Annotated in this window: 12 protein-coding genes; 7 read left to right on the top strand and 5 right to left on the bottom strand. The window is 54.6% G+C overall.

Annotated features, from left to right (window positions below; genetic code table 11):
• Window positions 1-77 precede the first annotated feature (77 nt).
• A complete protein-coding gene (locus Q1B21_RS14550; protein ID WP_299890398.1) occupies window positions 78-563 on the top strand; it encodes a hypothetical protein in 486 nt (161 codons plus the stop codon).
• Here Q1B21_RS14550 and Q1B21_RS14545 read toward each other — a convergent pair.
• Complete coding sequence (locus Q1B21_RS14545) at window positions 548-1,393, bottom strand: EamA family transporter (protein ID WP_299890396.1); 846 nt, start codon at window positions 1,391-1,393, stop codon at window positions 548-550. The genes Q1B21_RS14550 and Q1B21_RS14545 overlap by 16 nt on opposite strands.
• Window positions 1,394-1,533: 140 nt before the next feature.
• On the opposite strand from Q1B21_RS14545, the gene Q1B21_RS14540 reads away from it, so the two are divergent.
• Window positions 1,534-1,968, top strand: a complete 435-nt coding sequence (locus Q1B21_RS14540) for a group II truncated hemoglobin (RefSeq protein ID WP_299890394.1) — start codon at window positions 1,534-1,536, stop codon at window positions 1,966-1,968.
• 321 nt (window positions 1,969-2,289) lie between these two features.
• Here Q1B21_RS14540 and Q1B21_RS14535 read toward each other — a convergent pair whose 3' ends face one another.
• From Q1B21_RS14535 to Q1B21_RS14520, 4 genes are all read right to left on the bottom strand, one after another.
• Entirely contained in the window at window positions 2,290-4,527 is a 2,238-nt protein-coding gene (locus Q1B21_RS14535; RefSeq protein ID WP_299890392.1) for a serine/threonine-protein kinase, read from the bottom strand.
• A 305-nt stretch (window positions 4,528-4,832) separates the two neighbouring features.
• Entirely contained in the window at window positions 4,833-5,873 is a 1,041-nt protein-coding gene (locus Q1B21_RS14530; RefSeq protein ID WP_299890390.1) for a hypothetical protein, read from the bottom strand.
• 76 nt (window positions 5,874-5,949) lie between these two features.
• On the bottom strand, window positions 5,950-7,521 hold the full coding sequence (locus tag Q1B21_RS14525; protein WP_299890388.1) for a phosphate ABC transporter substrate-binding/OmpA family protein: 1,572 nt from the start codon (window positions 7,519-7,521) through the stop codon (window positions 5,950-5,952).
• 485 nt (window positions 7,522-8,006) lie between these two features.
• On the bottom strand, window positions 8,007-8,624 hold the full coding sequence (locus Q1B21_RS14520) for a helix-turn-helix domain-containing protein (RefSeq protein WP_299890386.1): 618 nt from the start codon (window positions 8,622-8,624) through the stop codon (window positions 8,007-8,009).
• Window positions 8,625-8,725: 101 nt separating this feature from the next.
• Between Q1B21_RS14520 and Q1B21_RS14515 the strand changes: the two genes are divergently transcribed.
• The 5 genes from Q1B21_RS14515 to Q1B21_RS14495 are packed head-to-tail and all read left to right on the top strand — an operon-like array spanning window position 8,726 to window position 12,332.
• Complete coding sequence (locus tag Q1B21_RS14515; protein WP_299890383.1) at window positions 8,726-9,916, top strand: LLM class flavin-dependent oxidoreductase; 1,191 nt, start codon at window positions 8,726-8,728, stop codon at window positions 9,914-9,916.
• The gene (locus Q1B21_RS14510) at window positions 9,909-10,586 is read left to right on the top strand and encodes a glutathione S-transferase family protein (protein ID WP_299890381.1); all 678 of its coding nucleotides are present in this window, start codon (window positions 9,909-9,911) and stop codon (window positions 10,584-10,586) included. Before Q1B21_RS14515 ends, Q1B21_RS14510 begins: the two co-directional genes overlap by 8 nt.
• Entirely contained in the window at window positions 10,586-11,068 is a 483-nt protein-coding gene (locus tag Q1B21_RS14505) for a flavin reductase family protein (protein ID WP_299890379.1), read from the top strand. Before Q1B21_RS14510 ends, Q1B21_RS14505 begins: the two co-directional genes overlap by 1 nt.
• Window positions 11,065-11,961 (top strand): alpha/beta hydrolase, encoded by an 897-nt coding sequence (locus Q1B21_RS14500; protein WP_299890377.1) that lies wholly within the window; start codon window positions 11,065-11,067, stop codon window positions 11,959-11,961. Before Q1B21_RS14505 ends, Q1B21_RS14500 begins: the two co-directional genes overlap by 4 nt.
• The gene (locus Q1B21_RS14495) at window positions 11,958-12,332 is read left to right on the top strand and encodes a nuclear transport factor 2 family protein (protein WP_299080513.1); all 375 of its coding nucleotides are present in this window, start codon (window positions 11,958-11,960) and stop codon (window positions 12,330-12,332) included. Before Q1B21_RS14500 ends, Q1B21_RS14495 begins: the two co-directional genes overlap by 4 nt.
• Window positions 12,333-12,429: the final 97 nt, after the last annotated feature.

Below are 12,429 nucleotides of genomic sequence, written 5' to 3'. Positions count from 1 at the left end.
ATCGCATGCCTCCTCGCCAACACACTAACCGCAGCATGCCGCGCAAACAAACTACCAGAACCCGAAGGACTAACGGCGTGAGTGCCGCTGCCGCCGCCCAATTCACTGGCGGCAGCATGTTTTCTCATCCTGCGGTATCACGGTATTGGCATATTGCAGGCCGCAACACACGCATGGTGATCGTTTCGATTGGGTCTTCAAAATCCAATGCTATCCGATCCCGCGCTTTGGTGCTGTGCGCAACGCGTCTGGGAATGCCTGTAGATCAGCAGGTTTGGGGGCAGGGCATGGCAATTGAGGACTGCTACGCCAACATGAAAGAGCTTGACGCTGCTGCCGATGTGTTTGCCGTTCTTTTGCTTCCGGACGCACCGGTGCATATAAATGTGCGGAGTATTCGGCGGCAGCTACAATCGTACAAGGATCTCATTCGTCCCGGAGCATGGCATGGTGTCGGACCAGTGCGTCCGGGTGAGATTGAGTTCTTGTTAAACAGTGCGATTTCGGCCCACCAAACACATGGGAAAGTGATATGCAGATGCGATGCTCACATCGCGAGATAGCCAATTCCCGCAAAAGCGACGCCACACCCAAGCCATTGGCGTGGAGCCATGTTTTCCTTCAGAACCGCCCATGCAAGAACGACGGTAAGTAAGCCAAAAACCGAGGCTGCGACAGAAGCGTACTGGGCATTTGGCAATCCACCGGCAGCTACAACACTGAGAATGGCGACCGCGTCTAACAGGCCCATCAAACATAGCAGAGGCAACGCCTGCACCCCGGGCCAGATCGACTTGCCAGAAAAGAATGCGATTGCTGCCAGCGCAAGGATTGCCGTCAATCGCCCGATTAGTGACACGGTATATTCATCGCTGATCTCTGTTGCATATTGACCCACGGCAAAAGCCGCAGCAAACCCGACTGCGGCAAGCAATGACAGGGCAATCGTCGGGCCGGGCGCTGGGTAGGTCGTGTCTGTGTCGTCGGACTGCGCGGCGACGATGGACACACCGACACCGATCGCAATCACGGCTAGCCAATGCCAGACACTGACCGTCGATCCGCGCCATATTGCAAGCGTGACCGACAAGACCGGGTAGCTTGCAACAAGCGGAGCTACCAAACGTACCGGTCCACGCTGAAACGCGGCATACATGCTTAGGCCGGCCAGAAGATAAAACCCACCCGTTGCGATCGCAAAAGAGACCGCAACGCCGGACATTGGGCCGAAGTCACCCCAAGCTGCTACCAGAGCGAACTGCAGAAACGCACCGAAAACCAAAACGGCCATGAGCGATGCAATGACGCTGACGGACTGGCTGATATATCGGACCGACAGATCGTGAATTCCCCAGCACAATGCTGCCAGCAACCCAAGTAAAAGAGCGCTCATGCGGTCATCGCACATGGTAGTTTCGAACCGATCAACCTGTTGCCAATCAATGATATCAGTCGCGCCAACATGTCACTGTTGATAAACTTATTTTCCTGTTATGCAACATAATTGACGGTAAAGACTTGGAGAAGCTGGATATGTCATCAGCTTTGGAACAACTGGGCGGCGAAGGCCAACTGCGGGTTCTTGTCGAGCGATTTTATGATCGGATGGAGACTGACCCGGCGGTGCAGTCTTTGCATAGGCTTCATTTTCGCGGTCACGGGCTAAATCATACCAGACAGGCACAGTTTGAATTTCTCAGCGGGTTTCTGGGCGGCCGCGCCTATTACCGCGAACGGTTCGGCCACATGGACCTGCGCGAGATTCATGCGCATGTGCCCATTCGGGAAGCGGATGCAGAGCTTTGGCTTGAAACCTTTGATGCTGCCTTAGCGGATTGTGGTTTGGACGGGCCAGTTGTCGAGAGAATACGCGCCACGCTGCGTCGTGCTGCATTAATGTTGATCAACGATGTACCTGATTGGCGGGTTGAGGTCGACGAAGGACAAAGGTCTGGATCCTCTGATTAAGCTAGGTCGAAAGAAACCCGTCTTTGCGAAGCCGACTGGGCTTGGTCAGATCTGTCGCAAAACTTAGAAGTGATCTTTGGTGGCATCGTCGTTTGCTAATGCTTTTGTCAGCACAGCGACTGCAGACCCCATTCAACTGACAAATCTGGTCTCGGGGTGCCTAAGGTGCGCAATTGCATTGCGCATCGGAGAAATCCAAACTCCACTAATATCGAGATATGACGCTCGACAGTCCGAACGCTGATGTTGTTTCGCTTGGAAACCGCTGCATAGGAGGCGAAGCAGATGTGGAGACCGTACCGGCTGGCGCGCATCCACTACCTAGTTAGTACCTTCGTAGTGTAGATCCGCCAGCCACAAAGAAGCACCTCTTCTGACAGTGAACTTGAAGTCCGTCTGACCGTCACGCGATCCTGCTCGCAAAAGATCGGCAATCGTGTCTTGTCCATCGATACTCTCATCTGTTGGAAAATAGGCTGTTAGCTGATCATCTGGTTTCAGAGTTGTGCCCGGGCCGACATCATCTGGGACGTGAACCACGCTGGTAACCCACTTACCGTTTTCGGCATGTTGGGATTGAAACATAACACCGTTCGATAAGATCGTGTCTTGTACGACACCCAGGGTAACTTCCCGCACTTCGACACCGTCTCGCGGATTAGAAAGCCCCAAGGTAACACCCAAGGTGCCTTCCTGCGAAGGGGTAGCCCCTGATTGAAGCAGAATGTAACTAATGGAATTTAGGTCATTGATTTTGGTCCCATTGACCGCGTCAACACGTAGCCCCGCGTAAACCCATGCCGGGGCCTCGGCGGTTACGTATTCCACGGTATCGGGATTGTCCGCTGATGCCACGAAAGGCAGAAGAACCTTCCATTCCGATTCTATCGAGGTTGGTTCTAAATCCTGAAGGGGTTGTGTGGTTGTATCAACTTCGGCTTCGACATTCGCCTGAGCTATGCTTTCGGCTTCCACTTTGGCGGCCGCTTCGAGCTCAGCTTGTAGGCGGGCTTCAGCCTCAGCCTCTGCCGCCGCCTTTGCGGCCGCTTCGACCTCTGCCTGCGCTCGGGCTTGCGCCTCTGCCGCCGCTTTAGACGCGGCCTCCACTTCGGCTTGCGCACGTGCTTGTGCTTCGACCGCCGCTTTGGCGCGGGCTTCTGCTTCGGCTTGGGCCGCCGCCTGAGCGGCCGCTTCGGCCTCTGCCTGCGCACGGGCTTCGGCTTCGGTTGCCGCTGTGGCGCGGGCTTCTGCTTCTGCTTGGGCCGCCGCCTGGGCGGCCGCTTCGGCCTGGGCGCGTGCCGTGGTCTCTGCCTGCGCGCGCGCTTCTGCTTGGGCCAGACGCGCTTCGGCTTCTGCGGCGCGCGCAGTGGCATCTGCTATTGCTTCTGCCGCTGCCGCTGCTTCGACCTCAGCTTGGGCCCGGGCTTCGGCTTCAGCAGCCAATATGTCCTGTTGTGTGATCTGTGGTTCGGGGGCTGACGAAAACACTCCGCTGGCCAGAACCCCGACTACGGCGCCGACAACTCCAAGAGCAAGCAGTCCGCCGCCTATCGCAACACGCTTGTTTCCCCCGGATGAAGAGACAGCAACCTTAACATCTTGCTCTACCGCTGGGGGTTCAGCCAAGTGGTCTATCGCCTCAAGCCATTCATCAGCGGTTTGAAAACGATCCTTTGGCATGGCCGACATGGCCTTGTCGAGCGCCTCGAGAAAAACGTCATCATATTTGTCAAAGCGCCCCTGAAGAAGTTTGCAGGGATCGGGCTTCCGCTCGGCAATCGCAGAGACCCGGGTCTGGCTATCTGGTGCACGCTCTCCGGTGATCACATGATAGAATGATGCCGCCAAGGCATAGAGGTCGCTAAACGGTCCCTGAACGCCGTCAGTTACGTAAAATTCCTGTGGTGAATAGCCGTCCTTGACTGCGCGCAGGGCGGACAGAACACGGTTTGTTTTTCTGGCCTGCTCACGTGCGGCACCGAAATCAATCAAGACAGGTATCTTGTCCGGTCCGATCAGGATGTTGTCTGGCGAGATGTCCCGATGCAGCATCCCCTGCTTGTGCATATATGCTACCGCATCCAGAATTTGTCGTAGGATCGACATAACGTCGGCTTCGTCCAGCCGTGTGTCGGTGTCTTCGATTGCGTCTAGAAGATCCGGGCCTTCGATGAAATCTAACGCCATATAGGCAGTGTCGTTGTCCTCAAAGACTTGGTGTACGCCAACGATATTGGGATGATCCATACTTGCAAGGCGCTGCGCCTCTTGGATGAAATGCCGTACAATCTGGCGAAGATCTTCCTTGTGCTTTTGAACACGTGCCTGCACCAACACGTTTTGCCGGCGGGCGAACATGGCCGGAAAGCACTCTTTGATCACCACCTTGCGGTTGAGGCTGTCAGAGGCCAGATAAGTGATACCGAAGCCGCCGCTGTTCAGATAGTGATCAATCTTATACTGGCCATGCAACAGCTCGGTACCTGCAGGGAGGTCATCCGCTGAAGAGGCTCCGGTCATCTGACCTGTATCTTCATGACCAGTGGTTACAAGTTTCATTACGTTGCCCATGCCTCGTCCCGTCCGTTTTTCATCCTTTATCGCATCAGGAATTACTCAAATTCCGATCACAAGAAAGCTTCTCTGTTAAACACAATCTTTAAGCGAATCTGTTCAAACCATGATTTCCAGAAGACACTTTGTTGAATCCAAGTTGGTCAGCGTAGAGATGTCAGGACATACGAACGTTTAACTCCTAATTTACCGGATCCGGAACCATTGCACGGATGAGTTGATCAGGCAAAGGTTCCCGGTGTCTGCGAACATATGATGACCCGAACAAGCCTCGTCGTTTCAGCGGCCTGCTACAGTTTGGCTTTTAGATTGGCGGCGATACAGGATGACCGAATGTCGCGAGAGTAATAGCGGCGCATATTGTTCACCAACTGCGAGAAGATTTCGACCGGGCGTTTAGAATTCATGAATGTGGCCTGATCAATCGAGGTCTCAACAGGGGTACGGATCGACATCAAAGTCTTATAGCCTCCTGCAATTTCCAAAGCCTGCACCACGCAATCGTAGTCAACGGTGTCTCCTTCACATGACTCACAGTAGCGCTTGACAATATTCAGGTAACTATCGGTTTCACTGATGCGGGAAATGTTTTCGTTCAAGCGAACCAAATTGACACTTTCCGGCAAATCCGAGCCGCGGCCAAGCATAACCGTCGTGAACTGGTTTGCTTCGTCGGAAAAATGCTGATTGAGATTCAGCAGCCGCGCCAGCCGTTTCAGACCCAACAACCCTGAGACCCGCTTGGGATTGGCCTCTTCCACAAAGGCGCGCATCGTGATTGCCTTGTTTTCCCGCGCCATATAGGCTTCGATCCACTTGAGAAAACCAGCTTCGGACAGGCCGTAGTTTTCTGCAGGCATGGAATTGATCAAGTCAAAACGGCCGTTGTTCAGTGTATTCCACAATACATACTCAGCACCTTCAACCTCACCATGAGATTGCAACGCTATCGCGTTGTTTATCGGCTGGCGACCAACCCGATACCCAAAGACGGCCTCACCGTTTGCTTTCAGGGCAGGGTCGCTCAGAGCAAGCAACCAGTTTACGGTTCCCTTGTCGGGATCCGGCGCGCGCAGAAGTTGGTCGCGTCCCGGATGGTCAATCAAATAGTCGGAAAACCCACCCGGTACCGTGTCGCGATCAATCTGACCGAGGATCATCTGCGCCGAACTGTTCCCCTGACTGGCCGCTTCCGACAGACCCTGCAGGCCTTCGGCCTCGCTGCCGTTTAACCAACTTTCTACAGCGGTGTTATACGGCTCTTCCTGTGCGACAGCCGTCCCTGACAGGTGCAGTAGGAAAACATTGGCCAAAATTGCGAGCATTCTCATACTACGTTACTCCATTGAATTATCGTCTTGGTCACTGACCGGTGTATCCCTGTTTCGAAGCTGAGTTGGTGCCTCGCTATTGGGATGTCGCGACGATGTCCCGTAGCCAAACTTCCACACGGCGATTGATCCGGCGGCCATTCTCGGTGTCATTGCAGCTTAGCGGCGAGATCTCACCATAGCCCAGCGTGCGGATCGTCAACCCATCCAGGCTGTTGGCAGGCGCTGCTTGCAACAAAGCGTCGTTGACCTGTTTGGCACGCTGCTGGCTGAGCGAACGATTGGATTTACCCGCTCCTACAGAGTCCGTGTATCCGATCAGCAGAAGCTCCTTGTTTGTGGTTTCTTCCTTGGCAAGCAAAGAAGCAAGACGCGTTATGTCGTCCTGTGCACGGGAATCCAGACGGGAAGATCCGAAGGCAAAACGAAAGGTGATTGAGCTACGATCGGCACCGGACAGCTCAGCCGACATTTCCCGCAACTGCTTCAGAGTGACCTCTGCATCAGTTGGCATAACTGCGCCAAGATACCGTAACCCCTGTTCATTCGGGCCTTGCAGGGATTCACCAAGCGACACAAACCCCGAAGCATCAATTGTCTCTTGCGCTTTTTCGCTTTCGAGGAATTGCATGAAACGGCTCAACTGTGCTGGCACCGTGTCGCCGGTATAAGCATACAAGCGCCGGCTTAGCGGGTATTCTTCTGTTTTGATGGTGAATGGGGTCGCAGGAACCTGGATGCCACAAACACCGCGAATTGCGAGAACCTTGGCTTCATCGGCACTTGCTAGGCTGGTAATCCCTATACCAAGTGGATCAGCAGCAACCGCCGCTGCCAATTCTGTGTCTGTTTCAAAGAGGCTCATCTCGTTCGAGTAAGTTGCCCCGGCGGGATTCATGATCAGGTCACTGAAAACCAACCCAGTTCCGCTGTCAGGCGCGCGCATGTATAGCTGGATCGGGGCATCGGGCCCACCAATCTGGTTCCAATTTGAAATGGCTCCGGAGAATATCCGCGCTAGATCCTGCTCGGCGATTGCCCGCAAAGGGTTACTTTGTGATGTAATGACAACCAAGCCATCCAGCGCAAAAATCTTCTGGTTTTCAGTTGTGGTCATATCCCCAAGCCCGGCCTGCGATGCGCTCGCAAGCTCGTCGGGTTGAGCAGGGCGTGTGGCCACAGCCAGTGCTGAGTTTCCATCGACCAGCTGCTTAATACCGTCGGTGGAATCACCACCCATCAAGGAGACTTCGGCCAAAAACTCGCCTAGTTCGTTGCGAAGCAGAAGTTTATCGACGCCTTCTTCCTGAGAACGTAATGCGGCGCCGCCGATTTCCTCTCCGAATTGCACGGTGAGATCGGCAAAAAGAACGTCCACCAAGCGAGAAGAGCCAGAAATACCATATTCCACCGGACCTTCGTTCCGGTCGGGGCAAGCCTCGCCGATGCATTCGACTTTGAAGGCGTCGACTGAAATTGTACCTACCACTGTTCGGAGCTCGTAGTTGGCACCATCGAAGTCAATAAGCTCTCCGGTTAGCGTCATTCCACCATCCAAACTGTTCAACTGAACAGTTTCAGCATTTGCCATGGTCGCAACGGAAAACATCAACGCACCAGAAGCATTTTTCAGGACCTGATTAAACATTTTCCTACCCTCAAACTCTAGATTATTGTTCTTCATTTCACTGAGAGGAATTTCAAAAAACTGAAGCAACCCTCATGATTTGTTAATCACGTAGCTGTTTACTGGAAGTTCAGTCAAGGCCGCTGGGGAAGTACTTAAAATTGCCTTATTTCCCCCCATTTATGGACATGTTTGAGGCGGATTCTGACCACAGTTGCCGCTCTTTCTTAACTTGTGCTTGGGGGTGACGCGATTCAACGTCAGATTGCATCTTGCTTTTGTGCTTAGTTCTTTCCGTTGGATCGCCCGGAACGTATCTCATGCCAGTGTCGCCAAGCATTAGCAGCCTTTGAATCAGGTGATTCTTATCTCAATCGGATGCCTGAAAAGCCAAGCTGGGCCTATTGGTCAGGTGTATCGCAAACTTCACGCTTGGGCTAACCTGAGTCCTGCGTGCGTGTTGACCGCGCCGATCCGTTTTGAGTCGCGTTAGAATTCTGAATTCCTCACCAGCTGATCCTGATTGGCGACATCGCCCAAACCATTGTCGCCTCCTTCTTGGTACGGTTTCGAAACCGATGCGCGATCATGGAAGGGTAGGAAAAGCTGTCGCCTTCGCGCAGGACTATGATCTCTTCGCCAAGGCGCAGTTCGACTTCTCCGGTCAAAACAATTGCATGTTGCTCGCCCTCGAATGTGTAGCCCTCCAGGGGGTCAGGTGGTGTGCCTGCGCCTGGGCGAAAACGAGACAGGATCAGATAGCATTGACCTGACAATGTGCTTGAAAGCAGTTCATCTTCGAAGCCGAGTTCTTCGGCGGTCCGTGTATACATCCCCGACAATGCCCGACGGTTTTCGCTGCGGACGACGTGCTTTCGCTCGAGTGGACCGTTTCCCGATTGTTTGGGAAAGAACCAGTTGGGGTCAACCGAAAGGGCCGCACTGATTTCTTGCAAAAGATCTGATGATACCTTCGCCGAGCCAAGCTCGATCCGACTGAGGTAGGCCGTGGAACATGACACAGCGGCCGAAAGATCATTCAGTGTAAGCCCGCGTGCTTTGCGCACTTCCCGGATTTCGCTGCCAAGCTGCCCGGCATCCGTCTGCGAAAGGTCTGTATCCATATTGTCGATATAGAAGATTCAGGTTGATTTTTCGAGCAAAATTCAATCTAGTTTAAAAATGAGGAAATATTCAACCAACCGCGACTGTTTGGGAGGACGTCATGCGCTTTGATTTGATCGCGAATTTCAGCCCCGGAGAGACGATTCCCTGGACTCGCACACTCGAAATGATCATCGAACAATGCGCACTGGCCGAGCAGGCCGGGTTTACGACCGCATGGTTCACCGAACATCACTTTGCCCATAACGGCTATATGAATGCCCCGCCCAATCCGATCCAGATGTGCACCCATGTTGCGGCGCATTGCAAAAAGCTGCGGGTAGGGACGGCGCCGATTGTTTTACCCGACTGGCATCCGCTGCGCGTGGCGGAAGATGTGGCGATGCTGGACAACATGACCCTCGGCCGCGTGGATTTTGGCGTAGCGAAGGGCATAAACGAACGCGCGACCCTGCAGTTCAACAAGGATGCGGATCGCCGGGACAATGACAAGGTGATGCGTCTGTATCAGGAAAGCCTTGAGGTTATTCTGAAGGCCTGGACGAATGAAGCGTTTACTCACAAGGGCGAATTCTATCAGTTTCCGGTCCCCGGCTGGACAGAGACCAACCGCTTTTTTGAACCGCTTGATCCGCTCTATCACACGGACGATGGCGAATACAAAGCGATGTATTTGCATCCGCGACCCTATCAGAGCGGCCACCCGCCAGTTTGGTTGATGTCCAACGCGCCACCCACCTTCAAACTTGCTGGAGAGAAAGGCTGGGGCGTGATTTCCATGTCCTCTGGGCCCAAACGCACACTCGCTTGCTGGGAGCCTTACCGCGAAGCCTTGTCACAGCGCGAAGGGCGCGACGTGAAACTGGGTGAGGGTGTGGGCGTATGCACAGCATTCTATGTGGGAGAGAGCATGGACGAAGCAGTTGAAACGATCCGTCCCGCCATAAATGCCTATTATGAATTCCTCGGTGGCTCGCGCCCAGCAGGAGAATGGACCAAACATGGCTATCTTGATGTCGGTGAAGAGATGACACCCGAGGATGAGGCGATGGACTGGTTCGACTTCCTTAACAAGCGTGGGATCATCGTGGTTGGCGATGCAGCCTATGTGGCAGAGCGTTTTGCCGAGAAGCAGGAGACCATCGGCCTTGATCATCTGATGTTGATGCAGCAGTACACCGGCGTGCCCTACGAGAAGATCCTCGCAAGCTGGGGCCGTCTGTTCGAGCATGTCGTGCCGAAGTTCGGCACACAGTCGATCGCAGAAAAACGGGTGCTGCAACATGCTTGAAATCTGGGGACGCCCGTATTCGTCCAACGTGATCCCGGTGATCTGGACCGCAAACGAACTGGGGTTGGACTACACCCTTCAATTGGCCGGCGGGAGCTTTGGCAAACTAGATACCGAGGCCTATGCGAAACTCAATCCCAATCGCATGATCCCCGCGATCCGCGATGGCGACTTTCCTTTGTGGGAGAGCCTCTCGATCGTGCGCTACCTGTGTGACCGTTATGGTGCTGGCACGCTCAGCCCGTCCGACCTCCGGACCCGTGCGCTTGCTGATCAATGGATGGAGTGGTCGGCGAGCCGTGCGTTCTCGCCCGTGATTTACCTCTTCTTTGCCACTGTGCGCACGCAACCCGATCAGCGAGATATCGCAAAAATCGCCGAACTGCGTGATCAGGCGCACGAGGCTCTGACCATTCTGGACGGGCATCTGGCCAACCAGCCGTTTGTGTGTGGTGACGCATTTACCATGGGTGACATCCCTCTTGGCTGCATTGCTTTTCGCTACTTCAACGTGGGCGTTGAACGCCCTGCGCTACCAAACGTGTATGCGTGGTACCAGCGATTGGTGGAACGCCCTTCCTATCAGGATCATGTAATGCGCCATTTCGGAACGAATCCGGATGAGTGGGCAGCCTTGGAAAAAGCCTGCGCAAGTGAAGGAGTGGTCTAATGGATATCCGCGACTATCGGCGCGCGCTTGGGTCTTTTCCGACGGGTGTCACCATCGTGACAGCCTTTGATACTGATCATCAGCCCTGGGGCCTGACCGCCAATTCCTTTACGTCGGTGTCACTCGAGCCGCCGGTGATTTCAGTCTGTGTTGCGAAATCCGGTCGCGTGTTCCCAACCCTGACAGGGTCCAACCACTTTGCAGTGAACATCCTGTCCGCGGATCAACAGATGCTGGCACTGCATTTCGCCAGCGATGTGGAGAACCGGTTTACCGACACCGACTGGGCCACAGGTCATGCGGCCCCGATCCTGCCGGGCGTTTCGGCGCATCTGGATTGTAAGGTGCACGGCCGCATGGATGCGGGTGATCACGAAATCCTTTTGGGCCGCGTCACAAGCTACATACATACGCCTGTTCCACCTCTTGTCTATTGCCGCGGCAGCTTTTTCAGCGCGTCACAACCGGAGGCTTTGGGATGAGCGATCATCTGACTTATCACACCCGGTTCACGCCTGCTGAGTTCGATGAGCAATACAACCTGCGCGCCGGTCGGCCGGATTATGAAGAGACGGTCATTCCGGGGTGGAGTGCCGATAGTGAAGCCGCGCGCAACATGCTCGATTGCAGCCTGGACATACGCTACGGCGATGGTGCCAACCAGAAACTGGATGTGTTCCGTTGTGGCAACGCGTCGGCCCCGACACTGGTCTATTTTCATGGCGGGTATTGGCAACGCGGCGACAAATCCATCTACAGCTTCATTGCAACGCCATTCGCCGCCGCCGATGTCAATGTCGTTATCGTGGGCTATGATCTGTGTCCTTCCGTCACAATCACACGGATATCGCAAGAAGCACGTGAGGCGATGGCGTTTATCTGGCAGAACGCAAGCGACCTGGGGATCAACCGCCACCGCATAACCGTGATGGGGCATTCTGCGGGGGGCCATATCACCCAGATGATGATGGCGACCGATTGGCCTGCCTTTGGGGCGGATTTGCCAAGCGACCTGATCAAGGCGGGCATCCCTGTCTCACCCCTCAGTTACCTGGAACCTGTGCGCCTGACCGAAGCCCTGAATGCGGGCATTCGGATGGACCCGGCCGAGGCTGAGGCTGAGAGCCCGATGGTCAACCATCCACCGGTCACCAACGCACCACAGCTGGTTGTGGTCGGCGGCGCCGAGACGGATGAATTTCACCGTCAGGCATGTATGTATGTGCAGGCCTATGGGGGCGCGAAGCGATCCGTTGGCCTTTATACGGTGCCCGATGTCGATCATTTCGACGAATTGAACGTGCTCGTCGATCCGACAAGCCCGTTCTTTAGTTATGCCTGTCACATGCTTCAGGGAAAAGGACCAAACCTATGACTGCTCTGACCCGAGACCTCGTTGACTCCGTGGGCGACGCTTTCAACGCAAATGACATCGACGCTGTAATGAAGCATTTCGCCGATGATGCGACTTTCGATCACGCGGTCGGCACAGAACCGCACGGTGTGCGATTTGAGGGCGCCGAGACAATCCGCAGCGTGTTCGCGGGACTTTTTGAGAAAGTCGAGAATGTGCATTGGGAGACGCTGGATTGCGCTCTGGCGGGCAACAAGGCGTACTGCGAGTATCGGCGCACGGCCACGCATAAAGATGGATCCAAGGAAGAGTTTTTGAGTGTAGATATCCTGACCTACCGCGACGGGCTGATCGTTCACAAAGACACCTACTATAAACAGCGAACGGGTTGAGCCGGTCGGTTTGACGACGTCAGGCTACAAGACCGGCAACCGAGCTGATCAAGCCTATGCCGACTGTGTCGTGTCTCTCTCGTTTGTTGCAGTCAGC

It is taken from the genome of uncultured Ruegeria sp. (genome assembly GCF_947504215.1).
In the GTDB taxonomy this organism is placed as follows: Bacteria; Pseudomonadota; Alphaproteobacteria; order Rhodobacterales; family Rhodobacteraceae; genus Ruegeria.
Note: the sequence above shows the minus strand (reverse complement) of the source record. Positions and strands in the feature narration are given on the sequence as shown.